Source organism: Pseudoalteromonas sp. SG44-5 (assembly GCF_014164175.1).
Classification (GTDB): Bacteria; Pseudomonadota; Gammaproteobacteria; order Enterobacterales; family Alteromonadaceae; genus Pseudoalteromonas; species Pseudoalteromonas nigrifaciens.
In genome coordinates this window covers 1-17,893 of sequence record NZ_JACJES010000034.1, presented here as the reverse complement: position 1 = coordinate 17,893, position 17,893 = coordinate 1, and the positions used below count along the sequence as shown (strand labels likewise).

The 17,893-nt window shown below is 39.4% G+C and carries 18 protein-coding genes and 1 pseudogene; 14 read left to right on the top strand and 5 right to left on the bottom strand.

Annotated elements, in window-relative coordinates:
* Nucleotides 1-239 precede the first annotated feature (239 nt).
* Complete coding sequence (locus tag H5079_RS17435) at nucleotides 240-1,109, bottom strand: LysR family transcriptional regulator (protein WP_086996247.1); 870 nt, start codon at nucleotides 1,107-1,109, stop codon at nucleotides 240-242.
* Nucleotides 1,110-1,213: 104 nt separating this feature from the next.
* Between H5079_RS17435 and H5079_RS17430 the strand changes: the two genes are divergently transcribed.
* The 6 genes from H5079_RS17430 (at nucleotide 1,214) to H5079_RS17405 (ending at nucleotide 6,383) form a co-directional block, all read left to right on the top strand.
* A complete protein-coding gene (locus H5079_RS17430; RefSeq protein ID WP_011329672.1) occupies nucleotides 1,214-1,714 on the top strand; it encodes a lactoylglutathione lyase family protein in 501 nt (166 codons plus the stop codon).
* A 307-nt stretch (nucleotides 1,715-2,021) separates the two neighbouring features.
* On the top strand, nucleotides 2,022-2,642 hold the full coding sequence (locus H5079_RS17425) for a fused MFS/spermidine synthase (protein ID WP_089369011.1): 621 nt from the start codon (nucleotides 2,022-2,024) through the stop codon (nucleotides 2,640-2,642).
* 13 nt (nucleotides 2,643-2,655) lie between these two features.
* A complete protein-coding gene (locus tag H5079_RS17420) occupies nucleotides 2,656-3,543 on the top strand; it encodes a spermidine synthase (RefSeq protein WP_041454960.1) in 888 nt (295 codons plus the stop codon).
* Between the two features lie 231 nt (nucleotides 3,544-3,774).
* Nucleotides 3,775-4,266: a MarR family transcriptional regulator gene (locus H5079_RS17415; protein WP_089369012.1), complete on the top strand. Its 492-nt coding sequence runs from the start codon at nucleotides 3,775-3,777 to the stop codon at nucleotides 4,264-4,266.
* Nucleotides 4,256-5,323 (top strand): HlyD family secretion protein, encoded by a 1,068-nt coding sequence (locus tag H5079_RS17410; protein WP_179807978.1) that lies wholly within the window; start codon nucleotides 4,256-4,258, stop codon nucleotides 5,321-5,323. Before H5079_RS17415 ends, H5079_RS17410 begins: the two co-directional genes overlap by 11 nt.
* A gap of 10 nt (nucleotides 5,324-5,333) precedes the next feature.
* Complete coding sequence (locus tag H5079_RS17405) at nucleotides 5,334-6,383, top strand: DUF2955 domain-containing protein (protein WP_182684563.1); 1,050 nt, start codon at nucleotides 5,334-5,336, stop codon at nucleotides 6,381-6,383.
* 225 nt (nucleotides 6,384-6,608) lie between these two features.
* Here H5079_RS17405 and arfB read toward each other — a convergent pair whose 3' ends face one another.
* On the bottom strand, nucleotides 6,609-7,022 hold the full coding sequence (gene arfB / locus H5079_RS17400) for an alternative ribosome rescue aminoacyl-tRNA hydrolase ArfB (RefSeq protein ID WP_011329681.1): 414 nt from the start codon (nucleotides 7,020-7,022) through the stop codon (nucleotides 6,609-6,611).
* Between the two features lie 180 nt (nucleotides 7,023-7,202).
* Here arfB and H5079_RS17395 point away from each other — a divergent pair, with 180 nt between their 5' ends.
* Entirely contained in the window at nucleotides 7,203-11,258 is a 4,056-nt protein-coding gene (locus H5079_RS17395; RefSeq protein WP_182684562.1) for a DEAD/DEAH box helicase, read from the top strand.
* A 281-nt stretch (nucleotides 11,259-11,539) separates the two neighbouring features.
* Here H5079_RS17395 and H5079_RS17390 read toward each other — a convergent pair whose 3' ends face one another.
* Together H5079_RS17390 and H5079_RS17385 are read right to left on the bottom strand one after the other, a co-directional pair.
* Complete coding sequence (locus tag H5079_RS17390; RefSeq protein WP_231613326.1) at nucleotides 11,540-12,112, bottom strand: uracil-DNA glycosylase family protein; 573 nt, start codon at nucleotides 12,110-12,112, stop codon at nucleotides 11,540-11,542.
* Between the two features lie 156 nt (nucleotides 12,113-12,268).
* Nucleotides 12,269-12,625, bottom strand: a complete 357-nt coding sequence (locus H5079_RS17385) for a VOC family protein (protein ID WP_182684564.1) — start codon at nucleotides 12,623-12,625, stop codon at nucleotides 12,269-12,271.
* A 204-nt stretch (nucleotides 12,626-12,829) separates the two neighbouring features.
* On the opposite strand from H5079_RS17385, the gene H5079_RS17380 reads away from it, so the two are divergent.
* Genes H5079_RS17380 through H5079_RS17370 form a run of 3 tightly spaced genes read left to right on the top strand, consistent with a single transcriptional unit; the run spans nucleotide 12,830 to nucleotide 15,113 of the window.
* Nucleotides 12,830-13,183 carry a hypothetical protein gene (locus tag H5079_RS17380; protein ID WP_011329685.1) on the top strand — a complete coding sequence of 118 codons (354 nt, stop codon included), beginning with the start codon at nucleotides 12,830-12,832 and terminating at the stop codon, nucleotides 13,181-13,183.
* On the top strand, nucleotides 13,180-14,781 hold the full coding sequence (locus H5079_RS17375; RefSeq protein ID WP_182684561.1) for a PepSY domain-containing protein: 1,602 nt from the start codon (nucleotides 13,180-13,182) through the stop codon (nucleotides 14,779-14,781). The genes H5079_RS17380 and H5079_RS17375 overlap by 4 nt, the downstream gene beginning before the upstream one ends.
* A complete protein-coding gene (locus H5079_RS17370; protein WP_086997225.1) occupies nucleotides 14,778-15,113 on the top strand; it encodes a DUF3325 domain-containing protein in 336 nt (111 codons plus the stop codon). Before H5079_RS17375 ends, H5079_RS17370 begins: the two co-directional genes overlap by 4 nt.
* A gap of 164 nt (nucleotides 15,114-15,277) precedes the next feature.
* Here H5079_RS17370 and H5079_RS17365 read toward each other — a convergent pair whose 3' ends face one another.
* Nucleotides 15,278-15,802 (bottom strand): lipocalin family protein, encoded by a 525-nt coding sequence (locus tag H5079_RS17365; protein WP_182684560.1) that lies wholly within the window; start codon nucleotides 15,800-15,802, stop codon nucleotides 15,278-15,280.
* Between the two features lie 119 nt (nucleotides 15,803-15,921).
* On the opposite strand from H5079_RS17365, the gene H5079_RS17360 reads away from it, so the two are divergent.
* The 4 genes and pseudogenes from H5079_RS17360 to H5079_RS17345 form a co-directional block, all read left to right on the top strand.
* Entirely contained in the window at nucleotides 15,922-16,377 is a 456-nt protein-coding gene (locus H5079_RS17360) for a YaiI/YqxD family protein (RefSeq protein WP_011329688.1), read from the top strand.
* A 1-nt stretch (nucleotide 16,378) separates the two neighbouring features.
* Nucleotides 16,379-16,942 (top strand): DUF6942 family protein, encoded by a 564-nt coding sequence (locus H5079_RS17355; RefSeq protein ID WP_182684559.1) that lies wholly within the window; start codon nucleotides 16,379-16,381, stop codon nucleotides 16,940-16,942.
* Between the two features lie 19 nt (nucleotides 16,943-16,961).
* Complete coding sequence (locus tag H5079_RS17350) at nucleotides 16,962-17,354, top strand: ACT domain-containing protein (protein ID WP_182684558.1); 393 nt, start codon at nucleotides 16,962-16,964, stop codon at nucleotides 17,352-17,354.
* A 443-nt stretch (nucleotides 17,355-17,797) separates the two neighbouring features.
* Nucleotides 17,798-17,893: pseudogene (locus H5079_RS17345) on the top strand (Mobile element protein); the annotation flags it as partial.

Below are 17,893 nucleotides of genomic sequence, written 5' to 3'. Positions count from 1 at the left end.
TAATGCTGCTATTAATATCCATAATGAGGGATTAAGGCTAATAGCTTAAATAATTTGTGGCGGTAGGTAGTACCGACACATTAAATGCTTGTAAGAGGTTTTAGAAGTCTAAAGTGATCTAGTATTACAATGCTTAAACCGTTGACGACAAGAATCCCCTTGATTTATCTAGGGGTACTTCAAAAGTCCTTTAAATTATTTAATTTGAACTCTGGTTAAGGGATTTATTATTACAGCAATTATAAACTCTCTTTTATTGTGTAAATTACTGTATGCATACGTTTTGCTAATGGCCTGTTGCGATGGTGGCACACGTAAATATTTTCACTTATAGGGTTTGCCAAATAATGAGTTTGTATAAGTTTAGGCTTATTAAACGCACTTATTGCATGCGCAGGTAACACAGTAAAGCCCAGGCCTAAGCTTACCGGCTCCAGTATTAAACTAATTTGATTAGAAAAACCGGTGTGTTTTATTTGCTCTAAATGTTCAAACTGCGGGTAGTTTTCGCTCAACAAAAGTTGCGCATGGTGTTTAGCGTCGGGGTGAGCAATAAAGCCAAGTTCACATAAAGCTTGCCATGTTGGGGTTTTAATATGTGCAGGGGTAACTAATAGTAACGGCTCTGTACCTATTTTATGGCTGGTTACTTCGCTAAGTGTGGGTGCTTGGGTTAAAAAACCAATGTCGGCATTATGGTTAGCTACAGCCTGCTCAACACTTATATTTGGCGCAAAGCGGTAGTCAATATTCAGCCCTTGGTGCTTTGTTTGCAAAGCTAATAACTGGCTATAAAACTGCAATCCACAACTACCAGGCGACTGTATTTTTACTTTACCGCTGTAAGGCGAGTCGTCTTTTAATTGCTGCTCTAAAAACTGCCACTCTTTAAGTAATAAACTGCCTTGTTGATATAGATTTTGCCCATGCACAGTAAGCGAAAACTGTTTGCCGTGTCTTTCTAGCAAAGCACAGTTAACGTGCTGCTCTAATTTTTTAATGTGTTGGCTTACACCCGACTGGGTCATGTGGAGGCGATCGGCTGTTTGCGTAAAGTGGTTTACCTCAACCAAAGTACAAAACGTATTTAACCATATGGGATTTATCATTACAAAATGTACTCAAAATGATGATTAATGATTATTTTACTTAATTTAACTGGCTTCGTAAACTAAACGCATTAACCAGTAACAAGATAAGCAGGAACATTATTATGAGTCATACCTATCCACGTAGTTTTTCGCATATTGGTATTTCGGTACCAAACGTTGAAAAAGCAGTAGAGTTTTATACCCAAGTTATGGGTTGGTACACTATTATGGAGCCAACCGAAATACTCGAAGACAAAAGCCCAATAGGCGAAATGTGTACTGAAGTGTTTGGTGAAAAATGGGAAAAATTTAAAATAGCGCACTTATCTACAGGCGATCGTATTGGTGTAGAAATTTTTGAATTTAAAAACCAAGAAAACCCAAAAGATAACTTTGAATATTGGAAAACCGGTATTTTTCATTTTTGTGTGCAAGACCCAGATGTTGAAGGCCTAGCAGAGCGTATTGTAGCCGCCGGTGGTAAAAAACGTATGGCCGAGCCACGTTATTACTACCCAGGCGAAAAACCATACCGCATGATCTACATGGAAGACCCGTTTGGTAATATCCTAGAAATATACAGCCACAGCTACGAACTTATTTATAGCGCCGGTGCATACTAAGTTAGTGTGTAGCTAGTATTTAAATATATAGAGGCTGCAGTAAGCTACTGCAGCTTTTTTATTGCCTAAAATTAAGTAGACACCCACACTTATTATCCGAATTTAGGGTATTTGAACAAAGCCATTCTTAGTTGAATAGTCACTGGTTTTTAAGATGGGTGTCTACTTAATTGGGTTTTAGTTGGTTGCCTTAGCTGCTTCATTTGGGGCAGTACTGTAAACGCCCTTTACAGTATAAAAATAAAGCATAGCCAGTTATTGAGCATCACGTTAATATGGACAAAAATAACACGATAAGAATTATAAAATGTTAAACAAAACCAATGCACTTATTTACTTTTTGGCCTTTAGTAGTGGCTTTAGTATTATGGGAATTGAGCTATTAGGTGGGCGTATTTTAGCGCCGTTTTTTGGTAGTAGCGTACATATTTGGGGCAGTATAATTACGGTATTTATGCTGAGCCTATCGTTTGGTTATTTACTTGGCGGTAAATTGTCAATTAAGCGCCCTAGCCTAGCCAAGTACGGGAGTATTTTTTTACTGGCAAGCATTATGGTGTTGCCCATTGCGTTATTTGCTAACCCGATAATGGAATTTATTTTTACTCACATTGAAGACAGCCGCTATGGCTCGTTACTCGCCTCTACGGCATTATTTTTTGTTCCTACTATTATATTAGGCATGATCTCCCCTTACTCGGTTCGGCTTTTAGTTACCGACAGCGAACACAGCGGCCAAGTTGCTGGCGGGTTATATTTTGTAAGTACCTTGGGCAGCGCACTAGGCACTATTATTACCTCATTTTATATGGTGCTCGCGTTTGACGTAAACGCCATAATAATTGGTTTTGCCTTAACTTTAGCGGTATTAGGCTTACTAGCCATACTGGTAAATAAACTATTTTTAGCGGAGCGTCGTTATGCATAAAAGCAATTTTTACATGGTTTTATATGTGCTGATGTTATTAAGCTTGTTGTTTTCACACTTAAGTGTGGCTAAAACAATACATAGCGAGCGCTCGCTTTATCGTAATATATTAGTGGAAGAAACCGGTAATTTACGCTGTTTAAAGTTTGATGAAAAATCTAGCCAAAGTAGTCAAAGTTGCATGTATATTAACGAGCCAAAAAAGTTAGTTTTTAATTACACTAAATTGGTGTTTTCAAGCTTGTTGCTAATAGAAGATCCTAAAAAAGTACTTATTATTGGTTTAGGCGGTGGCACTTTGTCTAACACCATTTCAGAGCTTTACCCTAAGGCAATAATCGAAAATATTGAAATAGATCCTGCGGTAATTAAAGTGGCCCGCGATTACTTTAATTTTAAAGAAAGTACTAAGGTAACGGCAAAAGTACAAGACGGTCGTATTTTTATAAAACGTGCGGCGCTTAAAAAACAGCAGTTTGATTGGATAATTTTAGATGCATTTAATGGCGACTACATTCCCGAGCATTTACTAACTAAAGAGTTTTTTGAAGAGTTAAAAAGTGTGCTTGCGAGTGACGGCGTTATTGCGGCAAATACGTTTTCATCGAGCAAACTGTACGAGCACGAGTCGGCCACTTATAACGCTGTTTTTGGCGACTTTATTAACGTTAGCCGAAAAAACCACAGTAATCGTATTATTTTAGCCGGCAATAAAAGTACCCTTACCCAAGCGCATATTAATAAACGCGTAAGTGAGTTAACCCCTCTGCTATTGCCTTACGGTGTAAATATTAAAGCTATTAGCCAAATGCTGCACTTTACAAAAAATAATCACGATTGGCCTGAAAATACAAAAGTCCTTACCGATCAATACTCCCCCGCTAACCTACTCAACTTTTAGCCTAGGGCGTGTTTGGTATTTATGTGTGGTTACCGCCTTTTTATGGGAGTAACCACACTACACAGGCTCTGCCTTACCTAAAACCAAATATAACGCTGCAAATTAAATCTTAAAAGATCAACAACCCCTAGTGTTTTAGCGGCTAAACCTTTACTAAACCCTAGCTAAATATTTACTTAGCATGCTAACTAATGGTAAAGTGCTTAGCATGCTAAGTAGTTAGAGGTTGAAATGTCTAAACCGGTTCCTTTTCATGAAACACTCGATTTAACCTTGTGTGGCAGTATGGGTCGAGTGCATAGATTATGCCGAGAAGTTGTTACAGTTGCCGTTGAGCCGCTAGGCTTAACTCAATCGCGTTGGATTGCTTTGGTGCATATAAATATGCTGAAAGAGGGAGTTACTCAACAAGCGTTGGCGCATAGTTTAGGCATAGAAATGCCGTCGCTTACGCGTACCCTTAAGCAACTCGAAGAGCTTTTTCTTATTACCCGTCAAGTTGATAAGCACGATAAGCGCAGTAAAAAAATTTATTTTACAGAGCAAGGCCGCAATATATTAAAGGCGGTAGAGGCACAGATCACTGATATTAAAAATCAGCTTTATAATGGACTAAACGATGAGCAGTTAGATGTAATGGCTCATGGTTTAATTAAAATGGAAGACAACGCAAAAAATTATATTAAATATCACAGTTCTAATAAGGTTAACAATGACACCTGATCAAAAATTTGCGCGCTATGTGAGGCTTTCACTCGTTGGATTCATTTTAGTGTTTTTATACTATGTTATAGCCGATATTTGGCTGCCAGTAACGCCACAAGCGCGTGTTTACCACCCAGTAGTACAAATCTCACCGCAAATAAGTGGCCGTGTTACTAAGGTGTTAGTTAGCAATAACCAACCGGTAAAGGCTGGTGATATATTGTTTGAGATAGATCAAAGTACTTACTTACTGGCTGTTGAACAAGCTAAACTAACCCTCGATGATGCCAAATTACAAAATAAACGCCTTGATACTAATGTTAAAGCGCTTGAGGCACAAATTAGTGCAGCTAAAGCAAAACAACATGAGCAAAGCTTATTAAAAAGTAGAGGCGAAAAGCTCTATAAGCAAAACTCTATATCGGAACAAGAGCTGGAGAGTATTCGGGCTAACTTTGCTGCAAGTAAATCAAACGTAGCGGCTTTTGAAGCGCAATTAGCCGAAGCTGTTTTAGCGCGTGGCACATCGGGGGAGGATAACTTAGCGCTGCGCCATGGAGCGAATCAGTTAGCGCAAGCTGAGCTTAACTTATCGTACACACAAGTACGTGCTTTAAGCGATGGTGTGGTTGCCAACTTGCAATTACTTGACGGTGCTTATGCTCTTAGTGGCCAACCTTTGTTAGCTATTGTGGCTAAAAAGGCTGATTTAGTAGCCGACTTTCGTGAAAAATCACTGCTTAATATGCACCCAGGTAGTTTAGCAAAAGTGGTTTTTGATAGCCGCCCCGGTGAAGTATACGACGCAAAAATTAGTACCTTTGAAGCGGGTGTAAGCGATGGCCAATTAAGTGCCAATGGCTTGCTAAGCACTACCGAAACCAGTAACCGTTGGGTACGCGACGCACAGCGCCAACGTATTCATTTGCAGTTATTAAAAAACGATCAAGCGCTAATTGCTAATATGCCTAGTGGCGCGCGTGCTACGGTGCAACTACTTCCTGAGTCAAAATTTGGACAATGGTTAGGCGCATCACAAATACGTTTTATTAGCTGGTTACATTACATTTATTAGTGGAGGCAAAATGAGTCAAAAAATTAGCCAGTCTCCACAACTTGACTCTAACGGCCTACGCCAAGCGCTGCGTATTGCCGGCGGGTGCACGTTAGGGTTTGCTATTAGTAAATTAATGAACTGGCCAAATGGGATTTTTTTTACTGTTTACCCCATGCTGCTATTAGGTTTAGTGCCAACGTTAAATAAATCTGTGGTTAGGCAGTTTTTTGCCAGTGCCGCATTTAGCGCGCTTGTTGTGCTTATATTGCAGGGGTTATTTTCGCACTTGCCGGTACTTATGGTACTGATTGTATTTGCCTGCTTTTGTATTTTATTTTACCAAATGAGTAGCGGAAGTGGCTTTTTGTTTGGTGCCTTAGGTGCGGTTAGTTTATCGATTCAATTACACTTTGCCAGCTATGTAACTGGTAGTAGCAGTATTTATCCGCTTATTTTAAGTAACGGTATAGCCATTATTTTAACTGTAGTAATTGCAGCATTAATGCATGGTTTATTTCCCGATGTTACTGCGCGCCCTGGGCGTGCAGTGCCAACAAAAGATAAAGCAAGTATTCGTCACGAAGTGCTGTTGTGCTCAAGCGTGGCTACGTTATCGTTTATTGTTTTTCAGGCACTGGATTTACAAGACTCTATTTCGGCGCAGGCGGCATCTATTTTAATTTTATTTTCGTTATGCTGGAAAGCCGCAGGCATAGCCAGTTGGCAGCGTATAATTGGCACGCTTATAGGCTGTAATGCCGCACTTTTGTCGCAGCTATTTTTATACACCCATACCGACTTTTTACTGTTTCCTGTTATTGTGTTGTGGATTTTATCGTTTATATTTAGTCGTTTTCATATTTTAGGTGGGGGGCCGCCGGGCATTGGTTTTGGTGTTTTAACCACGTTTGGTATTTTATTTGGGCAGTCGTTAGCCCCGGGGCAAGACTTGATTTACAGTGCGCTGTATAGGTTTAGCTCTGTGACAGTGGCTGTTGTTATTAGCTTAAGTGCGGTATATGCGATGCATAGATTATTAAATAAATTTAATACTACACGCCATCATACCTACGATTAGCGTTAACATCGATGCTGATTTTGGGTTACAAGCGCTGAGCTTGCAGCCCACTTCCCTTTCTTCTTTAAAGCGCAGCGCCTCATCCCTTTTTTGTGAATAATTTACTTAATGGGCTATTACACAAAAAACAGACGCATATAAAATAGATATCAGAAAAAGAAGAAGTCTTATATCAGGAGAATATTCGGGCTTCGCCCGCACGTCAGCAAGCTCAACGCCTTACTTTTAAAGCTTAATATTGCCGCGTAACGCTTTGGTTTGGCCGTGTTTGGTTTTTTTATCCATGCGTTTACGCTGCGAATTACGGCTTGGTTTAGTGGCTCTGCGGGCTTTATTTACTTTAGTGGCGCTAATAATTAGATCTTTTAAGCGTTTAAATGCATCTTCGCGATTAAGCTCTTGTGTGCGGTGGCTTTGCGCTTTTATTATTAATACGCCGTCTTTGGTTATGCGGCTGTCGTTTAGTGCAAGTAAACGTTCTTTATAAAAGTCGGGTAATTTAGAGCGGTTAATATCAAAACGAAGATGGATAGCGCTGGCTACTTTATTAACGTTTTGTCCACCGGCACCTTGCGAGCGAACTGCGGTTAATTCGACTTCCCATTCATCAATGGTCACGGTATTTGAAATAGTTAACATTAGACTCAGCTAGTTTTTATAAAAATCTAGTATACCATTTGTAATTAACTATACCCAAATCAAGGTAAGCAGCTATTAATTGGCGTAAATTTAACCCTTAACGGTTAAGCAGCCCTTTAGGTTGTAACCTAAAGGCGCGGGAGTATATACTCAGTTATCTTGTGTTTATTTTAGTGTTTTATGTCTTTATCTACTTTTGCCCCAGTAACCACGATTGATGATCAAAAAAAGCTTTGTGTTTTATTAAGTTTACTTTTAAGTTCTTCATCTTACAGCTACCAAAATTCGCCTCAGCTATTTTCTAAACTGCTATTTAATCATTTTATAAACGGGTATTCGTTTTCACTCGCCGAAGTAAAAAAAATTACCCGCGAGTTAGAAGAACAATCACTGGTTTGGGAGCAACCGTTTAGGCAAAATCATAAACTTTCTATTGATGCCATCGTATATGCAATTGTAAGTTTGTTAGAGTACTGCCCTGGCTTAATTAAAAACTTTTTAACGCAAATAACCACCATATACCGCTTTAACGACAGTGCTTTAATGTTTATGTTTGAACTATTTAATAGCATTGAAAAAAGTGAAGGTTCACCTTTAGCGTCATCTGCAGAGCCTGAAATTGATCATCACTTTATTAATTTACTAGCACAATCAAAATACAGTAAGCAGCTTTGGTTAGCTTTACCCGCGCAGTGGCAACAAATATGTTTAGAGCATTTTATTCGCGGTGAGTTTTTTAATCTAACAGCTGAGCATTCATGGCCATCAATAGTAAAAAGTACTGCAACTGCTATTGAGCCAAGTAAGTTAATTTATTTAAACGAAAGCTTAGCTACGCTGCTGCAACAACCTGACTATAATGAACTACTCATTGATAAGTCGCACAGTAACTTAGCAATATTTAGTCAGGCTAATAGCCTTGCCATTGACGGCACTCATTTAGAATTAGCGCTGCAACAATTTAAAACGGGGTTAACGCTTTATCGTAAAACCTTTGTTAAGGGTAGCTATCCGTGTGAAATAAGCGGTTTACTGTATATGGTGTGTTTATATGCCAGTGGTACAGAAGCTGATTTAAAACAGCTAAAAACACATAAAAATTGGTATAACAAACAACTCGGCGAGCTCAGTAGTACAACGCAAGCCATTGAGTTTTTGTTACTAGCACCCGAACAAGTAATAAGTTTTGAGCAGCGCTTACTACACGATACGATTGCAAACCTACAGGCAAACCCAAACGCACTAGCGCCTCTTTTTTGCCTATTACTGGCGTTAATAAAGCACGGTAGCGAAGAGCAAATTAATACCCTTAGAGACAACAGTAAACTGCTGAGCCAATTAATTCATTCAAGCCAACAGCATCAGCACTGGCTAGGTGAGCAATGCACGCATTTAGCAAATTGGCTAACGCACGATACGCCATTGCCAGATACCGGTTTATTACAGCATTTTAAACGCGTGCCACAATGGCAGCGTTGGTTAAATGAAATAAGCAAAATAGACACTCCAGCGCAAAATGAGCGCCTAGTTTGGCAGCTCGACCTTACCCATTTAGACCTGCCACTTATTCAAGCTAAAGTGCAAAAACACAACAGCAAAGGCGAATGGACTAAAGGCCGTAAAGTAAATATTTATGATCTTGACGATGATCAATACCGACATTTACTTAGCCCAGCCGATCATAATTTAGTGCAAGTAATTAGTAATCATGCGGGCTTTGGTTACAGTGAAGTACAAGCAACCAGCGCAGTGTTGCAAGCGCTAATTAACTTCAAAGGGCTTGAGGATATTAAAGGTAACTTAGTTACGCTTAACAAAGGTGAGTTTATAATTGAAATTGGGCAAAATATTAACGACTGTTACCAATTAATTATACAGCCTAAAATTACCGACATAGACGGCGACTTTTTACTTACCCACAGCCACGCTAATAGTTACCAAGTATTTGTAGTAGACGACAAACAACACAAACTAAATAGCCTGCTTGCTCAGCAACCTAATAACTTAACAGAAGAAAAACTGCCACAACTTAATGCGGCATTAGAGGCCTTGTCGGAGGATCATTATATTAGCAGTAGCCGCAGCGAGTTTTCTGCGGTTAATAACGTGCGCCAAGGGCTTGTTGATTTAGCCGCAGTAATTAAGTTAACCCCAATGGGTATAGACGTTAACTTTTATACTATGCCATTTGGTGTTGACGGCCCATGGGTTGAGCCCGCAATAGGCGCAATAACCTTAGCCTATAGCGATAACGAGCAAGCCGATAACAGCGTTGTAAAACGTGATTTAAAAGCAGAAAAACGCGCTTTAAAAAATCTACTTAGTAATTTAGCTGGCGTATTTGCCGATCAAGAGCATCCGCAGTATAACAGCGCGCATCAGCAGTTTTATTTACCAGAAGATATTAGCCAAGCCATAATACAATTAGAAGCCGCGCAAAAAGACAACGCACTAGTATTAAGTTGGGATGAAAACGCCCAAGGTATGAAGGTTGCCAATAGTAAGCACCTTTCTCTTAATTTAAATGATGATAACGATTGGCTCAGTGTTAGTGGTAAATTATCGCTCCCCGATGGTCAAATTATTGCTTTGCAAACACTCCTTAAAGCCCCGCGTCGTGGCAGTATTATAGAGTTTGACGAAAATAACTCGTTATTATTAGATCAGCGCCTAACTAACTTATTAAATCGCTTAGAGGGCATGCAAAGTAAAACTAAAAACGCCCCCGACGATCAACTTCGTATTGCTAATGCGCGCGCTCTTCCTTTGTATCACAGTGCTGCAGAATTGAGTGATGTTAGCTTTGGTGCAAACTGGCAACAGCGCTTAGCTAAATTTGAGCGCCCAAGTGAACCTGTATTACCCGCGCATTTAGTTAATATATTACGCGACTACCAAGTGGTTGGCGTAAAATGGTTAATGCAACTGGCTAACTGGGGATTAAATGCCTGTTTAGCCGATGATATGGGCTTAGGTAAAACGCTACAAACACTCAACGTATTACAAATGCGCAGTGCTTTAGGTGCCAGCTTAGTTATAGCGCCAAAATCGGTATGTCATAACTGGCAGGTAGAGGCCGCGCGATTTACCCCTACTCTTAATATTAAAACTATTGATAATGCAGCCGCAACTGATGAGGTGCTAGCCGGTGCTACCGCTAATGACCTAGTAATTGTTAGTTATGGCTTGCTACCTTTAATAGGGGATCAATTAGCTGCGTACGAATTTGCCAATATTGTACTAGACGAAGCACAAGCCATTAAAAATCCATTAAGCCTTCGCGCTAAAGCTGCTTTTGCACTTAATGGCCAGTTTAAAGTTGCGCTTTCGGGCACACCTATCGAAAATCATTTAGGTGAACTGTGGAGCCTATTTAACTTTTTAATGCCGGGTTTTTTACATTCATTAGCTGAGTTTAAAAAGCGCTTTGGTAATGCCGATAAAAACCAGCAGCAGGCTGATACGCTAAAAACATTAATTGCGCCGTTTATTTTACGCCGTAATAAAAAAACGGTACTGACCGAGTTACCCGATAAAACCGAAATAAACCTTACTTTTGCGCTCAGCGATAAAGAGCAAGCCCTTTACGAAGCCACTCGCTTAAACGCGCTTGAGCAAGCCAGCCAAGAAGACAGCCAATACATTACTATATTGGCGTCATTAACTAAATTGCGCCGCGCGTGTATTGCTCCGCAGTTATTAATTGAAAACAGTAAGTTACCTTCAAGCAAACTAGACACCGCCGAAGCAATAATTGAAGAATTACTTGAAAATGATCACCAAGCACTTATTTTTAGCCAGTTTGTTGATGTACTTAAATTAGTTGAACAGCGACTAAAAAAACGCGGTATAGCATATTGTTACCTTGATGGCAGCATGAGCAGCAATAAACGCAAGCAACAGGTTGATAAGTTTCAGGCAGGTGAGGCGCCTTTATTTTTAATTAGTTTAAAAGCTGGCGGCACCGGGCTTAATTTAACTGCCGCCGACTATGTGCTGCACTTAGATCCTTGGTGGAACCCCGCGGTTGAGCAGCAAGCCTCCGACAGAGCGCACCGCTTAGGGCAAACACGCCCTGTAACCGTGTATCGTTTAATTGCGCAAAACACCATAGAAGAAAAAATACTGCAACTGCATGAGCACAAACAAGCCCTTGCCGACAAAGTGCTCAGCGGCAGCAGCAACACCGGGCAATTATCAAAAGATCAGTTATTGTCTTTGTTGCAAAATCAGTAAAAATAAAGCGTTTAGTACTAAGTGCGATTTAAAGTCGCACTTACAATAAACTTTAAACACAGCAATAGGTTTTACTCGAAGTCGCTAAGCTTGCTGGCGCAATATTTTCAACGAAAATATAATTATTTAAATGTTTGCATTAGATACGCGTAATATGAGAAGACAAAAGCAAACGTACTTGGTTTTACTCGTAGGCGCTAAGCTTGCTGGCGCAATATTTTCAACGAAAATATAATTATTTAAATGTTTGTATTAGATACGCGCGGCAACAAGCTACTTGCCTACAATAATACCTCTGCTACGCGTTTTTTTAACTCTGGCAGTACCTCCTGTTCAAACCAAGGATTCTTTTTAAGCCAAATATTATTACGCGGGCTGGGGTGTGGTAGTACTAAATGGCTTGGCCAATAGTCACGCCACGATTTTACTAACTCAGTAAGCGGTAGCTTTTTAGTGTCGGGTAAATGATAAGCCTGAGCATACTTACCTAGCACAATAGTGAGCTGTAAATTAGGCAAGGCGGCTAAAAGCTGCGCGCGCCAAGCTGGGGCACATTCTTTACGTGGTGGTAAATCGCCCGACTTGCCTTTACCCGGATAGCAAAACCCCATAGGTAAAATAGCAATGTTATTGGCATCATAAAACTGATCGTTAGTAAGCCCTAACCACTGCCTTAGGCGTTCACCGCTTTGATCGTTAAACGGTATACCGCTTTGGTGTACTTTTATACCGGGCGCTTGGCCTGCAATTAATATTCGGGCGTTAGGGTTAAATTGTATAATGGGGCGTGCTCCTAACGGTAATTGCGGCTCGCAGATCACGCATTTACTAACTTGAGCTACTAATTCATTCAATTCTATCTTTTTTGACTGTTTTTCACTCAAATTTAGGCCTCTATTCGTTATTTGTGGTATTGAGTTGGTAAAAAATCGGTTTATTTTAGCGTGCCTAACTACTAGTTAGTATAATAGTGATCTATTACTGGTTATGCACTTAACCTGTTATATAACCTAGTGTTTTTCAGCCCATACTGCAAACTCATTACCGCTTGGCTCGGTAAAATGAAACCTACAACCGCCAGGAAATTCAAAAATAGGTTTAATTACTTTACCGCCGTATAAGGTTACTTTTCTTTGTGTTGCATGAATATCGCTGCTGTAAAAAACCAATAGCGCCCCACCCTCTTCAGTACTCGATTTTAACGGCGATTGGTAAAACCCAGCATTAAGCTCTTGCCCGCTAAAAGCCGTGTAGTCTGGGCCGTAGTCGGTAAATTGCCAATTAAAAACTTGGCTAAAAAACGCTTTAGTTGCGGTTAAATTAGCGGCTGGAAACTCTACATAGTTTAGCTTTTCGTGATTATTCATCATTATTCTACTTACTATTTTTAAAGGGTAAATTAACCATAAACCTAAGTTAACTACCAAGCAAGGCGCTTAAGCGTATTTGGGATCAATATTATACTAAGTTAAAGTTAATTTACGCATGCAAATAGGAATCACTGTCTTTTGCATTCATAAACTATATAATAGCACTTTTATTTTTCGCCATATTTAAGGGATTGACTCATTATGCAGGCTTCATCACTTAGTTTAGGGTCAACTAAGCTGCTTTTATTAAAGCCGCTTTTGATATTTCAGCACATAAGCCGTTTTAGTTATGCTTTTAAAGTGTGTTTACGCTTTTTTATTGCCATTGTCGGTGGCTACTTTTTTACTGCGGTGAGCTGTTCGCTACTGAGCGCTATTTTGCCACTAAATAAAGCGGATGCAGTTTTGATGAGCGTGTCGTTAAGTATTTTAATTTATACGCTGGTATTTATTTACGCTTTTTATGTTAAGTCATTAAAAACAGTATGGATCAGTATTTTACTAGCTACTGCAGCACAATTAAGTTTATTAGCACTAATAAAGGGTTGGGTATGAAGGATAGTTTTTTTCGTTCAATGACCTGGTTACATACCTGGGTTGGGTTATTAGTGTGTTGGTTACTTTATTTGATCTTTTTTTCTGGTACGTTGAGCTTTTTTAGAGACGAAATGAGTTTATGGAATCAGCCCGAAATTCATAATATTCAAGCACAAACTGATCGTATAAGTGCCCAAAAACAGCAAATAATTACAGGTTTTGATTACCTAAACGCTCAAGCAAGCAATGCTCCAAATTGGCGTATAACACTTCCTGAACAACGCGTACCTTACTTAACCTACGGCTTTGCAAAACCTAAAGAGCCGGGCCAGCGTAGAAGTAAATTTGAAGACACGCAATTAGATCCAAATACTATGCAGCCGCTTGCATCTTTTAGAGAAACCAAAGGCGGTAACTTTTTTTATCGCCTGCATTTTGATTTACATTACATAGATGTTATTACAGCGCGCTGGATTGTGTGTTTTGCAAGTTTATTTATGCTGATTGCCATTGTGTCGGGGGTGGTGATCCACAAGCGTATTTTTAAAGATATGTTTACCTTTAGGCGCAATAAAGGCAGCCGTACATGGCTCGACGCTCATAATATAAGCTCAGTATTAGCCCTGCCCTTTCATTTAATGATTACCTACACTGGGTTAATTACCTTAATCTTTATGCTGTTTCCTTACCCGGCAGAAACTAGTTACGACAAAGGTATGCGAGACTTTTTTAATGATGTTACCCCGCGTAATAATGTAACTGACAAAGCGCAGGGTGCAGCGCCTATGGTAAAAGTAAATAGCATTTTAGATCAACTTTATACTAAGTGGCCAAATGCTGATATTCGCCGTGTACAGGTAAGTAATCCTAATATGGCAGCATCAACTATCACTGTACTAGTTAGCCCACAAAAAGCATTTCGTGACCAAACGCCGCGGTTAATATTTAGTGGCGCCACAGGGGAGTTAGTAGCCCAAACAGATGAAGAACTAAGTGCAGGTAAAGCGCTTTATGAATCGTTAAACTCAATGCATACCGGGCGCTTAGCCGAACCCTTACTACGTTGGCTCTACTTTTTAGGAGGTATTGCGGGTTGTGTAATGATTGCCTCTGGCTGTATTATGTGGGCAAAACGCTTACGTGAGCGAATGAAAAAAAATGCTCACCCATCGTTTGGCTTAAAATTAGTAGAAGGATTAAACCTAGCTACTTTAATGGGGCTTCCTTTAGCTACCTGTGCGTTTTTTATTGCTAATAGAGTACTTAGCCTACAAGTTGCCGGGCGTGCTGATAAAGAAGTGTTGGCGTTCTTTTTAACCTGGCTTGTGGTGGCTATTGTAGCGCTTATAAAGCGTGATAGAGTGCAATGGCGAGTTATGGCGGCAATAAATGGTTTAGCCTGTTTAGCAGTGCCTGTAATTAATGCGCTAACAACTAACGGTAATATAGTTAGTTATTTAATAAATAAACAGTGGGCGTTATTCACCTTTGATGCGCTGTTTATACTCTCAGGCATATTGTTTTTTATACAAACCGAAAAATTACGTACTGCCAAGCCAACTACAAAAGCGATAAAAAAAAATACTAGTTCTGACTTAAAAGGACAAAAAGCATGATGGAGTTATTACAATTTAGCCTCTGTTTGCTGGCTTTTAACGCGTTTGCGTTGGCTAAATTTAATCATTTTAAAGATATTTTTAAAAAACGGCCGACTAATTTACAAAGAAAATACCTCCTAGTTACCGCTTGGATCAGTATTTTACTAAGTCTGCTCCTTTGTGTGAATGATCAAGGCGGGTATGGTGCGTTGCTTTTTTGTGGTTATATGTCGCTAAGTGCTTTAATTATAATGGTTTTTTATAATTTTATAACTCAGCTTGTTAAAGTTTTTAGTGTGTTAAATTTGGTTGTAACAGCCTTAACTACTCTACTTTTAGTATTAAACTAGGCTAAGTTAGTAAAATACTGATCTGCTAATGTAGTTTTAAATAAGTAGTAAATAACTAAAATGGTAAGCTCATTGCTTGCCATTTTAGTTATTGCGAGCATTAAGTTTAAATAGTTATTACAATTGCTCTAGCGGTAAGTATTTACTGTAAACCCCCTTTACATTTATTTTTGCTTAACCCAAATAATTTGCTCAGTTGCAAAGCCTAAGTCTTTAACTGTTTTTAAAAAGTGCTCTTTTAACTCATCGTTTACTTGTGGCGTGCGTGATAGAAACCATAAGTAATCTTTGTTATAACTCGTTATAAATGCATATTGGTAATCAGCTTGCTCAAGTTCAAAAATAACGTAAGCCCCATAAAATGGACCAAAAAACGATACTTTAAAATGTCCTATGTCAGAATCCCCAACAAATTTTGCAAGGCCTTCAGCATTCTTCCATTGTTGCTCTTTAGTAATGTAGCCCTTATTAATTACCTTTACAGTGCCATCGTCATTAATAGTATAGTTAGCAGTAACCTGCTCCATACCCTCTTCGAACGAATGATTTAGCCGTGCTATTTCGTACCATTTACCTTGATACTTTTGTAAGTCAAAGTTTTTAACCGCAGTGATCCCTTCTGGCGGACTAGTGCAGGCACTGAGTAAAAATAGTGTAATGATGAGAAAAAAATATTTTATTTTGTTCATTTAAGCTCCTTTTTGAGTGGTTATTAATATTACGTAATAGCTATAATAAAGTTTGCTAGCCGATTAAAAAAAATTGCTATAGGATCAATTAAATACTAGAACAATTTAAAGATTTAATCATGAAAATTTGGGTAGATGCAGACGCGTGTCCAGTGGTTATCAAAGAAATACTTTTTAGGGCCGCAGAGCGCACACAAACCGAAACCATATTAGTGGCTAATCATGCCATGCGTATCCCGCCATCAAAATATATTAGCCGCCTACAAGTGTCTTCGGGTTTTGATGTTGCTGATGACGAAATAGTAAAACGCATTGCCAAAGGTGACTTAGTGATCACCGGCGATATTCCACTGGCCAGTGAAGTAATAGACAACGGCGGGCAAGCACTCAACCCGCGTGGCGAGCTTTATACTACTGAGAATATTCGCTCAATACTTAATGTACGCGACTTTATGGATACCATGCGCTCGAGCGGCGTAGAAATGAGTGGCGGGCCGCCGCCGCTTAGCCAAACCGATCGCCAAAACTTTGCTAATAATCTCGATCGTATTTTAGCGCAAAATAAGGCTGGCTAATTTGAGCAAGCAGTTAATTGGTTTAGGTGACGAGCAATTTAACGTGGCGGTGTATGTAGCAAAGGCCCCGCCAATGCCCTACTTCGAAACGCTCAACAGCCTAGAGCCCGTTATTAATGAGCAAATAAATACTATAAACCAACATTGCGGTAATGGTTGGCGTAAAGTATTTAACGTATACGCTAAAGTATTATTTTCTCTACCCAGCGAGCATTACTCATTTGCAAAACAAGCGCCTACTTGGCAGCAATATCGCGATGAATTTTTACTTCAAAAAAACAGTAAAACCGCCCTACTGTTTAGCGCGCCTAATCTTACTATTACTTCTGCAGATAAAGCTTCTAGCAATAAAAACCAACTGCACATAATTGCCGGGCGCACCCACGCTAAAAGTTTACTCCAACACGGTAAATTACAAACGCAGTTTGATTGGCTCGATGACGAGTTTGCAATAGACGCTATTAATAATATTATTGTGTGCCCGTATTTCGACTACAGACAACTAAGCAATATAAAAATAGCGAGGCTTAGCGAGCTAGTCGCGCAGCTAAAAGTCACTAAATAACACATTGTAAGGAACGACCATGGCCGGAATTTTAGAGTTAAACGAATTATTAAAATCAATGCAGCCTGTGCTTAAACAAGGTGAGTACATATTTTGCTGTTTAGCAGGCTCACTTGCCGATTATGTTCATTTAAACCCACTGGCCACTTACGTTGAAGAAGAAGGCCTAACCCTTATTTTGAAAGCTGAAACTGCCGATAAAGCAGGAATTACTTACGAGGGAAAATATAGTTTAATTACTCTTAACGTACATTCCAGCCTTGAGGCTGTAGGCTTAACAGCGGCAGTATCTGCCAAACTGACAGAGCATGGCATTAGCGCTAATGTGGTAGCTGCGTTTTATCACGACCATATTTTTGTACAAGCAGATAAAGCCCACGCAGCGTTAAATGCGCTGAAAGAGATTGGTTAGACTAGCTTGGCTTTAAATGTTAAATGAGAGCTATTTTAAGGTGATATACAATGATCTGAGTGATGGTGGCATTCGTTCTTCGGGTGGCGCTTAGCTTAACTGACCTGCGTTTTGTAACTTTCTTATGTTAAAGCTTTTAAAAGCGACGCTAAAAATTCTTTAAGATGACACCCATCCTAATATTTGCAATATCAGCATGATTAACTAAGCTCTGGCTAGAATTCTTTAAACAGACACCCATCTTAATATTTGTAATATCAGTGTAATTAACTATGCTCTTTTTAGAAAACTCTTTAAGATGACACCCATTTTAATATTTGTAATATCAGCATGATTAACTAAGCTCTGGCTAGAATTCTTTAAACAGACACCCATCTTAATATTTGTAATATCAGTGTAATTAACTATGCTCTTTTTAGTGCAATAATTAAGCAGGGTGTCACATGGCTATCGCAAGAAAACGTCAGGTTAGTTTGGTCGATACAAAATACTACCACTGTATTTCGCGCTGTGTACGCCGTGCATTTTTATGCGGCGTA

Coding starts and splice junctions, on each gene's coding strand:
- H5079_RS17435 (WP_086996247.1), bottom strand. CDS start 1,109: ATGATAAATCCCATATGGTTAAATACGTTTTGTACTTTGGTTGAGGTA.
- H5079_RS17430 (WP_011329672.1), top strand. CDS start 1,214: ATGAGTCATACCTATCCACGTAGTTTTTCGCATATTGGTATTTCGGTA.
- H5079_RS17425 (WP_089369011.1), top strand. CDS start 2,022: ATGTTAAACAAAACCAATGCACTTATTTACTTTTTGGCCTTTAGTAGT.
- H5079_RS17420 (WP_041454960.1), top strand. CDS start 2,656: ATGGTTTTATATGTGCTGATGTTATTAAGCTTGTTGTTTTCACACTTA.
- H5079_RS17415 (WP_089369012.1), top strand. CDS start 3,775: ATGTCTAAACCGGTTCCTTTTCATGAAACACTCGATTTAACCTTGTGT.
- H5079_RS17410 (WP_179807978.1), top strand. CDS start 4,256: ATGACACCTGATCAAAAATTTGCGCGCTATGTGAGGCTTTCACTCGTT.
- H5079_RS17405 (WP_182684563.1), top strand. CDS start 5,334: ATGAGTCAAAAAATTAGCCAGTCTCCACAACTTGACTCTAACGGCCTA.
- arfB (WP_011329681.1), bottom strand. CDS start 7,022: ATGTTAACTATTTCAAATACCGTGACCATTGATGAATGGGAAGTCGAA.
- H5079_RS17395 (WP_182684562.1), top strand. CDS start 7,203: ATGTCTTTATCTACTTTTGCCCCAGTAACCACGATTGATGATCAAAAA.
- H5079_RS17385 (WP_182684564.1), bottom strand. CDS start 12,625: ATGAATAATCACGAAAAGCTAAACTATGTAGAGTTTCCAGCCGCTAAT.
- H5079_RS17380 (WP_011329685.1), top strand. CDS start 12,830: ATGCAGGCTTCATCACTTAGTTTAGGGTCAACTAAGCTGCTTTTATTA.
- H5079_RS17375 (WP_182684561.1), top strand. CDS start 13,180: ATGAAGGATAGTTTTTTTCGTTCAATGACCTGGTTACATACCTGGGTT.
- H5079_RS17370 (WP_086997225.1), top strand. CDS start 14,778: ATGATGGAGTTATTACAATTTAGCCTCTGTTTGCTGGCTTTTAACGCG.
- H5079_RS17365 (WP_182684560.1), bottom strand. CDS start 15,802: ATGAACAAAATAAAATATTTTTTTCTCATCATTACACTATTTTTACTC.
- H5079_RS17360 (WP_011329688.1), top strand. CDS start 15,922: ATGAAAATTTGGGTAGATGCAGACGCGTGTCCAGTGGTTATCAAAGAA.
- H5079_RS17350 (WP_182684558.1), top strand. CDS start 16,962: ATGGCCGGAATTTTAGAGTTAAACGAATTATTAAAATCAATGCAGCCT.